Here is a 15,260-nt window from a genome sequence, read left to right on the forward strand (position 1 = left end):
ATGAAGGTCGAGCCCGGAAATGAAAACCCCGGTGCGGGCAGCAACAATTGCAATACGGTACGGCAAGTATTGCAACGGATTGCTGATTCTCGCGCCGGGGCAGGTGTGTTTCCGCCTAAACGGTCGAAGCGTTCATCAGCGTCGCATCACGCCCATCAGCAAGGTGACGAGGAAGATCACCACGAAGATGAAGAACAGGACCTTGGCGATTTCCGTCGCGCCTGCGGCAATGCCGCCAAAGCCGAATACCGCGGCGATGATTGCGATGATGAAGAAGATTGCAGCGTATCGAAGCATGGGGCCTCCCACCGATGGATTGCTGGATTGAAATGGAAAACGGCGACTCGTTGTGGGCACTGCGTGCTTTGACGGGTTATTTGCCGGCGAGCGGAATAGAGCAATACGTGTGCCCAGACCTGGGCGTGCGAGGGCGTGCGTCTGATCGGCGCGTCGGCGTGAAGGAAATTTCGTTTGAAGCCGGCGGCGAGAATGCGGCTGTCGTATCCACAACGCGGATTTCGACACGGCGGCGGCCGGCGTTCCAGACCCGAGCGTTCACGAATGAATGTGGGCTATAAGAGGTGCGCGGCCGGCGTCACCGGCCGCAGCAAGCAGCATGTCAATATGAGTCAGCTCATCAACGCGCGGCGGCGTCCGTCACTTCATCGTTCCAGTAGGGCGGCAATGCCTTATACGGATTGCCCCCGGCAAGCGACGTGACATACACGCCGCCCGCGCCATGCGTCTTCGCGTATTGCACGACGCCCGGCAATTGCGCGGCAGTCGCGCCATACACCATGTGCACGAAGCGGTTCTTCGGATAGGCGGCTTGCCAGCCCATCGGCTGATATTTTGCGTAACTCTTCGCAGTGCTTTCGAACACGACGAACTGGTCGGCCGTCGGCAGGCTTGCGTAGAGTTCTGGAATGTTGGTGCCCGGATTGGCCGTCACCGAGTAGGTAGCGTTCAGTCCTTTGATGTAGTTGTAGATCGACTGGTAGAACTGGATGTGCGACATCTGGCTATCGGACGTCATCTCGTCGATGAAAAAACCGTCCACCTTATACAGCGCCACATAGGTATTGATGTCGGCCACGACCGCGGAGAGCGAGCGCTTTCCGTACGAGGTGGATACGTAGCCCAGCACCTTGCCGCCCGCGGCGCGAAGCTTGGCGACGGCGGCGGCATAGTTCGGATCTTCCTTGACGCCGGGGCCGCTGTTCGGATTCAGGATGGCGGTGGTCGGCACTTTGCGCGCCGAGGTCACGAGACTGTTCCAGTTCGCGACGCTGCCGGTGGCGTTGAAGTAGGACGGTACGACGAGACTGGTGGCCGTGTTGCCCGCCGCGAAGGCCGTGCCGTTGAGGCATCCCAGCAACAGACCTGCGATGAGTCCGACGCGTTTCAGACACCTGCCGGTGCGCCCCGCAAGGCGGGTTCTTTCCGCCGATTCCAACGCGAAGACCGCACGCACACCCGCAACCGCACCCATTCCCCGATTTTCTTGCATGTAGCCTCCTGACGCGGTCTTTCGAAACCGCTGTCGATTGGCCCGCCGTGGACACGGCGGGCAACTGGCAAACTCCCGCAAGGGAGTCCCTATAGTTTTGCGTCGCCGGATCGCTCCGGGTTTGCCCAAACTGCGCTAACGGCATCCCTTGAGTTTTCTTTAGGGGGCCGATTTATTTTTTTGTCGTTTGATTCGAATCCCATCGAGAGTAACCAAAAAAATCGATTTCTGTTTTGCGTTTCGGTATTTATTGCAGCATGCCGCGGTGAGCCGAGCTTGAACGCCGGTCGAAATACGCCTGTTTGACGGGGCTTAAAAATATTTGAAAGAGCGGAGAAAGAGTAGGGCAACGCCTCTCTTTCTCGCGATTTATTGATCGGAAGATTAAGCGCCAGCAAGATTGATCTGCCTGCTGCAGCGGTTTTCCAACACATTGCGGATCTCCTTGACGAATCGATTTTAAGCAGCCGCAACACTTGATATCGGTTGTGCTCAGGTGCGCAATCGTTTGCCTTTGAATTCAAGCGGATGCATTTACCACTATTTAACAATCCAGATTCCGCCGACGACATAAGCGAGCTTGAGACGCCACATGTCATGTGCTATCTTCCACCGCCTTACCAGTAATCAGACAAAAAGTCGGTATCGCATCCGGCGCAAAGTCAGTTTTTGCGCGATGTAAATAATGCCGACGGGCCGGCTCGAAAATCCGCTAGCGGAAACATTCTCCCCACAAGGAGAACGCCGCTCGCGTTCAGACTGAACGGGGTAAAGATTTTGGCGATGAAGAAGCGGACCCGGGCATGCGCCGGCGGGGACTCTTGCGGGGTGGTCGGACGTGCGGGCGAACGATTTCTTACGCGCACCTTGATAGCGGTAATGCTTGGCGCGGCCGGTATTGCACCGCTTGCGACTCATGCAGTGACACAGACGGAGGCTGCACCGCTGCAGTCCGCTGCCGCGGCGACCCGCTCCAACTCTGCCGCGTCTGCCCCCAACCTCGCTTTCTTCTATGCCGCCAATCCGCCTGTCGGCGAATTGCAAGCATTCGATGCCGTCGTCGTCGATCCCGCCACGGGTTTCGACCCGGCCGCTCATCCGCTCGCGCATACCACCTGGATCGCCCGCACCACCGGTGCCGAGTCCGCCGGATCGGCCGACGCATTCCTCTCCAGCCAGATCGAACCGCTGTGGCAGCGCGGCTATCGTGGCTTCCTGCTCGACACGCCCGCGGCCGTGGCCGCCGCCGGCCGCATTCATGAAGCGCATCCGGACGCGCGCCTCGTGGCGGGCGGCGCCGACGTCATGCGCAACGCGCTGCCGGTTGCGAAGTCGCTCTACGCGGTAGTCGGCGATTCGCTGATGCGTGGACTCGGCGACAGCGGCCAGCTTCTCGACGTCCCCGAATCGTTGCGCGCGCAACGCATTGCGGATGCGCGCGCATTCACGCAGCAAAGCGGCGTGCCGGTGGTGTCCGTGGAATATTGCGCGCGCAACGACCGGCAATGCGCCCGCGACACGGCGGCGCGCGTCGTGTCGGCCGGCATGCTGCCTTATGTGACGAGCAAGGCCCGCGACGTGGTCGGCATCGGCAAGATCGAAGTGCTGCCGCGCAAGATTCTCGTCGTGCAGGACCGCGACACCCAGGATCCGCTCGACCTGAGCGCGGGTGTGCGCGATCTGGCCACGCCGCTCAACTACATGGGCTACGACGTAGAGTACGCCGATTTCTCGTCGCGTCTGCCGGACGCCATCACGCCGGATCGCTACGCGGGCGTCGTCGCGTGGATCCAGCGCGGCGCGGTGCCCGATCCCGAAGCGTGGCAACGCTGGGTCGCGGCACGCATGGCGGATCACGTTCCCGTCGCGTTCCTCGGCCAGTTCGGCTTCGACGCGGCCGGCTCGGCCGGCGCGGCGCTCGACCTGCAAGCCGTGGGGGGAACCCTGGCCGCGCCGGTCACGGTGGTCAAGAGCGATCCGATGGTCGGCTTCGAAATCAGCCCGAAGCCCGAGCCGCGTGATCTGCAAGGCGTGCGCGTGGGTTCGCGCAGCCAGCCGTTGCTGCGCGTCTCGGCCAACGGCGTGCTGCTCGATCAGGTCGCGCTGACGCCGTGGGGCGGCTATGCGCTCAGCCCGTACACCGTGGCGTCGCTCGACAGCATCGAGCAGGAGCGTTGGGCGATTCAGCCGATGGCGTTCATGAAAGCGGCGCTGCATCTGCAGGACATGCCGTCGCCGAGCGTCACGACCGAAAACGGCCGGCGTCTGCTCATGTCGCACGTGGACGGCGACGGTTTCGCCTCGCGCGCCGAATTTCCCGGTCCCGACTATTCCGGCGAAGCGTTGTATCAGCAGATCTTCACCCGCTATCAGGTACCGATGACGCTCTCGGTGATCGAAGGCGAAGTCGGCCCCAAGGGCCTGCATCCGGATATCTCGCCGCGTCTCGAAGAGATCGCGCGCAAGATGTTCGCGCTGCCGCATGTCGAGATCGGCACGCACACGTATTCGCATCCGTTCCAATGGGAGCAGGTGGACAGCAAGACCGGCGCGCAGGTGGACCGCGGAGGCGGCGACGCGGCGTTCTCGCTGAACATTCCAGGTTATCACTTCAATATCGACCGTGAGATCACCGGTTCGATCGACTACATCAACACGCGACTCGCGCCGCCCGGAAAGAAGACCGTGCTGCTGCAATGGTCCGGCGATTGCCGGCCGCCGGGGTTCGTCGTGCGCAAGGTGTACGAGGCCGGCGTCTACAACTTCAACGGCGGCGACACGGTAATCACCAGGTCAGCAAATAGCTGGACCAATATCGCGCCGATCGGCGTGGACAAGGGACCGGGCGCGTATCAGGTGTATGCGCCGAATCAGGACGAGAACGTCTACACGAACGACTGGCAAGGTCCGTTCTATGGCTTTACGCGCGTGCTCGAAACCTTCTCGATGACCGACCGGCCACTGCGCTTCAAGCCGATCGACATTTACTACCACATGTATAGCGGCACCAAGGTCGCCTCGTTGCGCGCGCTCGACCAGATCTTTTCAACCGTGCTCAAGCAGCCGGTGATGCCGGTTTACGTGAGCGAGTACATCCGCAAGGTGCTCGACTGGCACACGTTCGCCGTGGCGAAAGAGGTGGGCCCGCAGGCGAGCGACTGGATCGTGCGCGGCAACGGCGAGGTGCGTGAGTTGCACTGGCCGCAAGCGGCCAAACCGTCGCTCGATAACGCGTCGGGCGTGACCGGCTTTGCAGCGGGTCCGGACGGCACGTATATCCATATCGACGGCGGCAACGCCCGCTTTGCGATCGGCAGCGCGGCGGCCACACAGACGGCGCCGTATATCGGCGAAGCCAACGGTTTCGTGCGCAACTTCCGGCGCACGGCGCAGGGCGTGCGTTTCGAATTCGCCGGTCACTACCAGCCATTCGTGAAACTGGCCAACGCGCAGCAGTGCAAGGTCAGCGTCAACAAGCAGGCTGTCGCCACGCGTCGCGACGGCGAGTTCCTGCGTTTCGATACAGCGGCTGACGTCGGACAGAAACTGAACTACCAGTCAGTCGAGGTCGCCTGTGGCCGCTAATCGCCCTCGCATCGCGCCCACGTGGCTCGTCCTGCTGCTCGCGGGCGTCGTGCTGATCACGCTGTATCTCGTGCATCCGCGCGGCGGCCTGCGTAGCCGGATGACGTCGACCGACGCGCCGAGCGATCTCAGCATCGCCTACCTCGAAGCATGGCTGCGCGTGCAGCCCGACAACACGGAAATCCTCTCGGTGCTCGGCACGCAGTACGTGCGTCTGGGCCGCAACGAGGACGCGCGCCGTATCGCCGCCCGCATGGAAGCGATTCCGAGCGATCACATGCGCCGCGCGGCGCAGTTGCTGCGTCTGACCGTCGATACGCGCGAGACGTTTGCGCTGCCCGCCAACGATCCGGGCCGTGATGCCGCGCTCGCCCGTTTGCGTACGCAGCTCACGAATGCGGCGGCGCTGACGTGGTCGAATGCCGATCTGCAGATGCTGGCGGAAGCAGCCGCCTCGGTGAACGCGCAACAGCTCGCCGGCCAACTCTATGCGCGCCTCGCTGAACAGGACCCCGCGCAGCAAACGCGCTGGAACCGCGAAGTGGTGCGCTTCGCCATGTATGGGGGCGACTATCGCGGCGCGGCGAACGGCTGGTTCCGACTGCAAGCGAGCGCTGCGACCTTCGATGCAAAGCGTCAGTGCTTTCTCGAAGGTATTCGGGCCTTGCAATCGGGCAATCTGCTAGATGAGGCGCTCGCGGCCGCCAACGAACACGGCGCCGCGTTCGCGCACGATCACGAAACGCTCGTCGTGTTGCTGAATCTGGCGCGCGCGGCGCATCGTCCGGATCTCGTCGACCGTTACGCGAAGGCGCTGGCCGGCTATGCGCGAGCTCAGCCTGATCAAGACGGCGCGCTGCGTCTCGTCGCCTTCATCCGCGAACGCTCGCGTGAAGACGGCTCGCAAGGGCAGTACGCGTATATGGATGGTCCGCAAGGCGGGGCCGGTGTAGCCATGCACACTCGCACGCACGGCTCGCGCGATGTGCATCTCGTGCGCGTCGCGGTGTCCAGCGCTGCGTCTGCGCCTGCCGCCGCGGCGTCGAGTCCCGCAGCAGCTGCGCCTGCGGCGCCGTCTGCCGCATCGAACTCCGCAGCCGCATCGAACGACGTCCCGGGCCTCCTCTATCAGTCCTTCCTCGAATCGAGCGATCTGCCGAACGCCCAGCGCGTCGCTACCGAGCAGGTCAGCAAGAACCCAGGCTCGCCGGTCTGGACCAAGCGCCTTGCTCAGGTCGCCGAATGGAACCATGCGTCGCCGCTCGCCTTGCAGATGTGGCTCGCTTACGCACAGACCACGCACGATCCGGAAGGCTGGAAAAACGTCATGCGCCTCGCGCCGATGCTCAACGACGACAATGCCTATCTGGCGGCGTTGATCCAGGCATCGAATGCGGCGCCCGGCGATCTCAAGCTGGTCGACTCGGTGGTTGCGGCTTACGAGCGTCTCGGCCGTCCGGACGACGCGCTGGCTTTCCTGCGCGGCCGCCAACGCAATTCGCCGGCTGAAGCAATCGATTCGCGCCTGGGTCAGCTCGCCGAGCGCTCCGGTCAGGACGACGAAGCGCTGACCTACTATCGCAAGCTGAATCAGCTCTATCCCTCGAACACGCAATACGCGCTGCGCACGGCGAGCCTTTTGTATCGCCACGGCGACTACAAGGGCGCGCTCGACACTCTGCTCGCCGCGCGCCGGGGTGCCAAGGACGACGACGTGCTGTTCTGGCGCAATGCCGCGCAACTCGCGCGTCTGTTGCAGCGTGACGACATAGCGAACGACGCCTACAAGCATCTATTGGCGAGCGGCCAGGCCACACCCGAAGATCTGAGCGCGATGACGTACTTCTACGACGCGTATCCGGTCGACGCGGCTCGCACGTCCGAGTTGCAGTTCCGCCGCGACCACTCGCAGCGCGCGCTGCAGAGCGCGATTCACTATTACACGGATGCGGAGCAATACGACCGCGTCGACGCGTTGCTCAAGAGCCTGACGCCCGAACAACTGACGGCTGGCGAAGCCGACCCCGCGTTCCTGCGCGTGCGGGCCGAATACTATCGCCAGACCGATCGTCCGCTCGACGCACTGCACGATCTGCAGCACGCGGTGTCGCTGCCCGGCGCGACGCTCGACTTGCGCGCCGCGCTGCTCTGGACGCTGGTGGACTACGGCAGCGAAGCGCAATTGCGTCAGGCGGTCGCCGAATGGCGCGATGCGCCCGCGCAGGCGCCCGCTTTGTGGGGGCCGCTGGCCGCCGCGCTGATGCGTCTGAACCGGCCGGAAGCCGCGTTGAAATATCTGCGACTGCAGTCGGCGTCGATGTCGCGCGATCCGTTGTGGCAACTCACCTACGCCGAAGCGCAGGAAATGGCGGGGCGCAGCGATCTCGCGTGGTCAATCCGTCGCAACGTCTGGCGTCAGATGCAGCAGGAAGAGGCCGAAGTTCGCGCCAACAGCGCGCAAGGGCAGATCGTGCTGCGCACGCGCGCTTTACAGGGCAGCGAAGTGCGCGAGCAGATGCTCGGCCGCCAGGTCACGCTCGCGTCGATCTTCGAAAACGCGGACGTGTCGAAGGCTTTCCTGATCGATCTGCTCGCCAGCGACGCAGGCCGCAACGACAACGCCGAAGCACGCCGCACGCTGCTCGGCGATGCGGCTGGCCTGCCGCCCGCGCAACCCGTGAAGGCGCACGTGGCTGCGAAGTCGCCGGATCAGGCGCAGTTGACTTCGTCGGTAGCGCGTGACGTGGCGCTCGCCTGGGCGATGTCGCATGAAGCGAATCCGTTGGCAAAGCGCTGGCTGGCTCGCCAGTACGCCAATGTGCTGGTGCAGCCTTCGGAGCAGTTGATCGCGATCGCGCTTGCTGAAAACGACAAGCCCGCGATGGAGCGTCTGCTCGACCAGCAAGGCGCGCGTTTGCCGCTCTACAACCGTATCGACGCATCGATCGCGGTGGATCGTCCGGGCGCGGCTGAAAACCTCGCGTTTCAAGGCCTGGAAGGCGCGCCCTACGATTCGGAACTGCATAGCCGGCTGGAGCAGACCGCGTTGACGTGGCCGCAATCGCTCGACGCGACGGTGAACAGCTTCGTCGAACATCCGCTCGATTACGTCGAGCAGACGTTAGCGGGCAGCATCAAGATTGCTGATTTCTACATGGTCGGCGTGAACGGTGTGCAGCGCTTCCAGCACTCGACGGACGAGTCGCAACTGACCAACGTGCCGTCGGTGGATCGGTCCGTGGAATTTTTCGCGCGGCGTCAAACGTACGACACGGCTTTCATGGTGACAGCCGGCCGCCGCGAAGCGCTCGACAGTTTCTATAGCGTGGCGGTGGCAGCGGAGTGGGGCAGGAACTCGCCGTTGTCGGTGGCCGTCAAGGCAGGCCGCAATCAGACGGCGCGTGAATCGCAGGCACTGCTGGTCGGCGGCATGAAGGACAACGTAATCGGTACGGTCACGTATCGCATGACGCAGAATCTGTACGCCACGGGCAGCGTCGAAGCGGATCGTTTCTATAGCCAGGCACGCAATTACCTCGGCAGCGGCGTGCTGTCGACGGGCGAGATCGGCTATCGGATCCGCACGAACTATCCGGACTACACGTTCCGCCTGGTCGGCGCGCATGGCGACTACGGCGCGAGCGGCAACGCCGACGCCCTGATTTCAAGGCTGGTCCCGGCAGCCGCCGGGCCGGTCACCGCGTCGACTTTCATCCCGCAGACATACTCGCAATACGGCTTTTTCTTCGGTTTCGGCAACGATCTGATCGACCAGTACACGCGCGCGTGGCGGCCGTTCCTCGACGTGGGCCTACAGCACGACTCGAATCAAGGCTGGGGGCCGGCGATCAGCCTGGGGCTCGCGGGCACGATCTTCGGCGGCGATCACGCGGCAATCTACTTCTCGCATCAGCGCGTGTCGCATCTCGGCACGCCCGTGACCCAGATCGGCGCACGGTATAGCTGGTTTTATTGAACCGGATTTCGAATACATATCCAAAGGAGCATTCTTCATGGTCGGCATTAAACGATTGGTTCGTACGAGCGCCTGGTGTGCCGCGGCAACCGCGCTGGCTCTGGTGGTGAGCGCATGCGGCACGGTGCGTCAGACCTCGGGCCCGGCGCTCTCGCGCGGCGACAAAGTGGCGGTGGTGTCGATCGCCAACTACACTGAAACGCCGGACGCAGGCCATAGCGCCGAGTCGATCGCGGCCAACACGCTGCGCGCGGGCGGTATCGCCGATGTGCGCATCGCGCCGGCCGATTCGAGCCGCAATGCGATGTTCGACACCACGCAGCGCGCCGATGGCGACAAGGCGCTGGAATGGGCGCGTTCGCAGAACGCCCGCTATGTGCTGTCGGGCGCCGTCGAAGAATGGCGCTACAAGACGGGCGTGGACGGCGAGCCGGTGGTCGGCGTGACCTTCGAATTGATCGACGTGTCGAACGGCGCCGTGGTGTGGAGCGCGACGGGTACGCGTACGGGCTGGAGCCGCTCGGGTCTGTCGAGCGTGGCGACTTCGTTGATCGGCAAGGTTCTGTCGCCGTTGCAAGCGCGCCAATAAGGACGCCGGTAAGCATATCCCCAAGGTTGCGGCTTGCGCCCGAAGTGCGGGCCGCAAGCTGAAACCCGACATGTGAAAAGGAAATGGCCGTGAATACCGCAGCCGTGGAAAACAACCCGGGCGCCTCGAAGCCGCGCCATGCGCATCCGTTCGGCAATCTCGGACGCGTGCGCCGCTTGCTGGCGCCCGCGGTGGCGCGGCCGTTCGCGATCGTTGAAACTGTCGTGCTCGTGCTGGTCGTGCTGGCCGTGGCCCGCTGGCTTCATCCTGAAGACCCGTTGCTGCTGCACGCCGGTTTTCCGTGGCTGTGGCTGGTGCCGTTGCTGGTGGCGTTGAGATATGGCAGCCTGCTCGGTCTGCTGAGCGGTGCTTTCATGCTCGGTGCATGGACGCTCTTTTATCAGCATGGCGATCCGTTCCCCACGCTATATTTCGCGGGCGGTTTGATCCAGACGATTCTCGCCGGGCATTTCGGCGATACGTGGGGCAGCCGCGCCGGGCGCGCATCCTCGTTGAATGACTACCTGAACGACCGTCTCGTGGCGTTGACCAACAGTCACTATCTGATGCGGCTCTCGCACGAGCGGCTCGAAAAGGACCTGCTGTCCCGCCCGACCACGTTGCGCGATTCGATTACCGAATTGCGCCGTCTCTCGGTCGCCACCGATACGGCGCTCGCCGTGCCGGCGGCGGGCAAGGAAAGCGACCCGCTGGGCGGCGCGAGCGGTCTGCTCGAATTCGTCGCGCAGGCCTGCCAGATCGAAGTCGCGGCGCTGTATCCGGTGCATCACGGCAAGCTCGGCACTCAGGCCATCGCGCAGATCGGCGACGCGTTCGAACTCGCCATGCACGACGAACTCGTCACGCATGCGCTCAACACGCTGAGCGTCGCGCATCTGAAGAACGAAAACACGGTGGTGCCGGTCAGCCAGTACCTGGTCTGCGCGCCGCTGGTGTCCGCGGACGGTGAATTGCGCGCGCTGCTCGTCGTCAAGCGCATGCCGTTCCTGTCGCTCAATTTCGACAATCTGCAATTGTTGCTGGTGTTGCTCGGCTATTACGCGGACGGCGTCGAGCATTCCGCGTTCGTGCAACGCATTCTCGACCGCGTGCCGAATTGCCCGTACGAATTCGCGCTCGACCTGAGCCGCCTCACGCGTCTCCAGCAGAAGGCGGGCGTGGCGTCGTCGCTCGTCGCACTGGCGTTTCCGCGCGATGAAGAGGGCGACTCGCTGTTCGAGCACGTCATGCGCCGCCGTCGTTCGCTGGACGTGATGTGGCCGGTGCAGACCGCGAAGCAGTCGGTGCTGGTGAATCTGATGCCGGCCACCGACACGACCGGTATCGACGGTTATCTGGCGCGGATCGAAGCCAGCCTGACGGCCCAGTTCAACACCGACCTCGAACACGCGCGCGTCGGCGTTCACACGCTTCACCTCGAGGGCGACGAGCCGGGCGCGGCGCTGATGCGTCTTCTCAAACGAAGCGGCCTCGATGTCTAAGACCCTTTCACTCATCGTCAGCGCGCTCGCGGCCGTGGTGGCCGTGATCGTGCAGTATCTGGCGATCGCGAGCCTGCTGCAACCGGCCGGCACGATCGATCCTTTGCTGCGCTTTCTCGCGCTGCAAGCGGTGGCGGGACTCGCCGAAGCGGTCGCGTTCCGCGCGTGGTTGCCGGCGAATTATCGCGAGCCCCGCGTGGTGTCGTTCGTGTTCCTGTGGCTCGCCTGCACTTTCGTGCCGCTGTTCGGCGGCCTCGTGGTGCTGATTAGCTGCCTCTGGGCAGCGCTCTTTCCGGGCGACAAGGACAGCGATCAACTCGCCGATGTGCCGCGGCCGGAATTCGTCACCTACCTGGTGTCGCGTGTGTCGCACGGCGGCGGCGCGCGGCTGCAGGCGCGCCTTGCCAACACCCAGGTGTCGCCCACCGACCGGCTGTCCGCGCTGGTGGCGATCCAGAGCATGCCCACTCGCACGACGGGCACGTTGCTGCGCGAGTTGCTTGCCGACCCGCTCGAAGACATTCGCCTGATCGCTTACGGCACGCTGGATCACGCCGAAAACGAAATCATGCAGAAGATCTTCCGGACCAGCAAAGCGCTCGAAGCGACCGACAGCGACGTCGAACGCCATGCGCTCAACCGCATGCTCGCCGAGCTCTATTTCGAGCTCGTGTACCAGAATCTGGTGCAGGGCGCGGTCTATCGCCATACGCTGCAACAGGCCGACCGCTACGCGCAGGCAGCGCTCGAAACCGATCCGGGCGACGCCGCGCTGTGGCTGATTCGCGGTCGTCTCTCGCTGGCGAGCGGCTTGCCTAACGCCGCGCACGAATACATCGGGCGAGCGCTCGCACTCGGTTTCCCGCGCGAACGGCTGGTGCCGTGGCTGGCTGAAGCCGACTTCCTGCGCGGCGACTACGCTCGTGTCGAGCAGCTTCTCGCATCGCTGGGCAATGCTGCCGCGTTGCCCACACTCAAACCGGTTGTGAAGTACTGGTCATGATGAAAGAACTCCCGATCCGCCGTGCCGCCGATGCCGATGTCTGCCTGCTGCTCGAAGGCACGTTCCCGTTCGTGCGAGGCGGCGTGTCGAGCTGGGTCAATGAAATGATCCGCTCGTACCCGGCAACCCGTTTCGCGATTGTCTTCATTGGCAGCCGGGAACAGGACTACAACGGTGCTGCTTATGCGCTGCCGGACAACGTCGTGCATATCGAAACGCACTACCTGTACGAGCAGGCCGTTGCGGACTTCCAGCCGCGCGCCGTCGATGGCGACGCCGCGGCCTTTGCCCGCTCGCAGAAATTGCATGACGCTCTGCGCGATCCGCGCAACGGCCGGGACGTGAGTGCGCTGATGGCCGACGTGATTCCGATGCTCGGGACGAACGGCGCGCTGAGCGAGGAACAATTCCTGTCGAGCCGCGCGGCCTGGGACACGATCGTCGATCAGTATCAGAAGTACTGTACCGATCCTTCGTTCACCGATTACTTCTGGACCGTGCGCATCATGCACAAGCCGCTGTGGCAGCTCGCGCGCGTCGCTGAAAAGCTGTTGCCGGCGAAGGTGTACCACACGGTATCGACGGGATATGGCGGCTTTCTCGGCGCACTGGTGCATTACCGCACGGGGCGCCCGCTGCTGATCTCCGAGCACGGCATCTATACGAAAGAGCGCAAGATCGACCTGCTGCAGAGCCAGTGGATTCGCGACAACCGCGGGGTGTTCGAGCGCGATATCTCGCGCGTCAGCTATTTCCGCGAACTGTGGGTGCGTTTCTTCGAAGCGATCGGCAAGCTCGCGTACGATGCGGCGGACGACATCGTCGCGTTGTACGAGGCGAACCGCCAGCGCCAGGTCACGGACGGCGCGCGCGCCGAGCGCACGCAATGCATTCCGAACGGGATCGACGTCGACGCGCTCGCACCGCTGGTCGCCGAGCGCAAGCCGCGCTCACACAAAGTGGTGGCGCTGATCGGGCGCGTGGTGCCGATCAAGGACATCAAGACCTTCATTCGCGCGATCTTCATTGCGTCGCGCACCATGCCGGATCTCGAAGGCTGGATCATCGGACCGGAAGAGGAAGATCCCGCTTACGCGCTCGAATGCCGCGCGCTGGTGGAGAGTCTCGGGCTGAGCCGCAACGTGAAATTCCTCGGCTTCCAGCGTATCGACGACATGATGCCGAAAATCGACGTGATCGCGCTGACCTCGATCAGCGAGGCGCTGCCGCTGGTGGTGCTGGAAGGTTTCGCGGCCGGCGTGCCGGCTATCACGACGGACGTGGGTTCGTGCCGTCAATTGATCGAAGGCGTGGATGAGGAAGATCGCGCGCTCGGCTCGGCGGGCATGGTGGTGCAGCTCGCGGACCCGGCGGCATTCGCCCAGGCGGTGCTGTCGCTGCTCGCCGACGAAACCCGCTGGCAGGCCGCGCAGCAGGCCGGACTCGCGCGCGTGCGCCGCTACTACACCAAGAAGCAGATGATCGACCGCTATCGCGCGCTGTATGAGCGCCTCGCCGCCATGCCGGACCGTGACCGTAACGGCACGGCCGCCGATGCGGCGCGCTGTCCGATGCACCACGGCACCCAATCCAAGGCAGAGCCGCGCGTGCAGCAGGCGCAGCCCGTTCAATCGCAGGAGACACGCTGATGGCGGGTATCGGCTTCGAATTACGCAAGATCATGCGCCGCGACACGCTGACCGGCGTGGCGCGCGCCTATGCCTACGCGGGCCTGATCAGTTCCGGTCCGCTGATCCTGTCGATCTTCGGGATCCTGATCATCGGGCTGATCAGTCTCACTTCGGTGATACCGACCTTCGCGATCGTGCAGTTTCAGGTGTCGGTCACGTATCTGATCGCGCTCAGCCTGATTCTGACCGGGCCGCTACAGCTGTCGTTCACGCGCTTCATCTCAGACCGGCTATTCGAAAAGCGCGACGACCTCGTGCTGTCGAACTATAACGGCGTAGTGCTGGTGTCGTCGGTGCTGGCCAGCGTGGTCGCGGTGATCGCGATGCTGGTGGGGTTCCGCGAGGAGCCGCTGATCTACCGCTTGCTGATGATTACGGGCTTCGTCGTGGTCAGCAACATCTGGATCGCCGTGATTTTTTTGTCGAGCGTGAAGCAGTATCGGCAGATCCTCGTTGTGTTCGCCGTGGGCTATGCGTGCGTGGTGTGCCTGGCACTCGCGTTGAACGGCTATGGACTGGTCGGCTTGCTTGGCGGCTTCGTGGCGGGGCATATCGTGCTGCTCGCCGGTCTGTCGGGCTTGATCTACCGTAACTACCGCAGCGAGCGTTTCGTTTCGTTCGAGGTGTTCGAGCGGCGCTTTGCCTACCCGAGCCTCGCGCTGGTCGGCCTCTTGTTCAACATCGGCGTGTGGCTCGACAAGTTCATGTTCTGGTATGCGCCGGGCACGGGCACGCACGTGATCGGACCGCTGAATGCGTCGGTGATTTACGACATTCCGATTTTTATTGCCTACGTGTGCGTGATGCCCGGCATGGCAACGTTTCTCGTGCGCATCGAAGCGGATTTCGTCGAGTACTACGACGCCTTCTACGACGCGGTGCGCAGCGGCGCGACGCTGCGCCATATCAACGAAATGCGCGACATGATGGTAGGCAGCGTGCGTGCCGGTCTGTACGAAATCATCAAGGTGCAGACGGTCGTGCTGCTGCTGATCATCGCCTTCGGCGAGCGCGTGCTGGGCTCGCTCGGCATTTCGCCGTTGTACATGCCGCTGCTCGTCGTCGACGTGGTGTCGGCGAGTCTGCAGGTGTTGCTGCTGGGTCTGCTCAACGTGTTCTTCTATCTCGACGGGCGGCGCGTGGTGCTGCGGCTCACCGGTGCATTCGTCGTGCTGAACGGACTTTTCACCGGCATCACGCTCAGGCTCGGGCCGGATTTCTACGGCTATGGTTTTGCGCTGGCGCTGCTGGTCGTTGTGGTGGCATCCGTAAAGGTGCTCGACCGCAAATTCATGTCTTTGGAATACGAAACGTATATGTTGCGGGGTTGAACCCAAAGCGTCGCTGTTTGCGACTCAAGATCGTGTTCGTGCTGCCGTTCTAAAAGTGGCGACATCCCGGCGC

Annotated in this window: 9 protein-coding genes and 1 riboswitch; of the genes, 7 read left to right on the forward strand and 2 right to left on the reverse strand. The window is 63.4% G+C overall.

Annotated elements, in window-relative coordinates:
- Positions 1–135: 135 nt before the first annotated feature.
- Positions 136–297: a DUF1328 domain-containing protein gene (locus P0D96_RS38070; RefSeq protein WP_007182451.1), complete on the reverse strand. Its 162-nt coding sequence runs from the start codon at positions 295–297 to the stop codon at positions 136–138.
- A 340-nt stretch (positions 298–637) separates the two neighbouring features.
- Positions 638–1,510, reverse strand: a complete 873-nt coding sequence (locus tag P0D96_RS38075) for a spherulation-specific family 4 protein (RefSeq protein WP_408318919.1) — start codon at positions 1,508–1,510, stop codon at positions 638–640.
- Between the two features lie 56 nt (positions 1,511–1,566).
- Positions 1,567–1,646: riboswitch (cyclic di-GMP riboswitch) on the reverse strand.
- 743 nt (positions 1,647–2,389) lie between these two features.
- On the opposite strand from P0D96_RS38075, the gene P0D96_RS38080 reads away from it, so the two are divergent.
- The 7 genes from P0D96_RS38080 (at position 2,390) to pelG (ending at position 15,187) form a co-directional block, all read left to right on the forward strand.
- A complete protein-coding gene (locus tag P0D96_RS38080) occupies positions 2,390–5,095 on the forward strand; it encodes a polysaccharide deacetylase family protein (protein ID WP_408318921.1) in 2,706 nt (901 codons plus the stop codon).
- Positions 5,085–9,071, forward strand: coding sequence for a tetratricopeptide repeat protein (locus P0D96_RS38085; RefSeq protein ID WP_408318923.1), 3,987 nt, complete (start codon positions 5,085–5,087; stop codon positions 9,069–9,071). The genes P0D96_RS38080 and P0D96_RS38085 overlap by 11 nt, the downstream gene beginning before the upstream one ends.
- Positions 9,072–9,108: 37 nt before the next feature.
- Positions 9,109–9,660: an LpoB-related protein gene (locus tag P0D96_RS38090; RefSeq protein ID WP_408181443.1), complete on the forward strand. Its 552-nt coding sequence runs from the start codon at positions 9,109–9,111 to the stop codon at positions 9,658–9,660.
- 89 nt (positions 9,661–9,749) lie between these two features.
- A complete protein-coding gene (locus tag P0D96_RS38095) occupies positions 9,750–11,162 on the forward strand; it encodes a PelD GGDEF domain-containing protein (protein ID WP_408181445.1) in 1,413 nt (470 codons plus the stop codon).
- Complete coding sequence (locus tag P0D96_RS38100; RefSeq protein ID WP_408181447.1) at positions 11,155–12,165, forward strand: tetratricopeptide repeat protein; 1,011 nt, start codon at positions 11,155–11,157, stop codon at positions 12,163–12,165. The genes P0D96_RS38095 and P0D96_RS38100 overlap by 8 nt, the downstream gene beginning before the upstream one ends.
- Positions 12,162–13,814 (forward strand): GT4 family glycosyltransferase PelF, encoded by a 1,653-nt coding sequence (gene pelF, locus P0D96_RS38105; RefSeq protein WP_408318925.1) that lies wholly within the window; start codon positions 12,162–12,164, stop codon positions 13,812–13,814. Before P0D96_RS38100 ends, pelF begins: the two co-directional genes overlap by 4 nt.
- Positions 13,814–15,187 (forward strand): exopolysaccharide Pel transporter PelG, encoded by a 1,374-nt coding sequence (gene pelG / locus P0D96_RS38110; protein WP_132375106.1) that lies wholly within the window; start codon positions 13,814–13,816, stop codon positions 15,185–15,187. Before pelF ends, pelG begins: the two co-directional genes overlap by 1 nt.
- Positions 15,188–15,260 lie beyond the last annotated feature (73 nt).

The sequence above is a fragment of the Paraburkholderia sp. RL17-347-BIC-D genome, assembly GCF_046027915.1.
GTDB lineage: Bacteria > Pseudomonadota > Gammaproteobacteria > Burkholderiales > Burkholderiaceae > Paraburkholderia.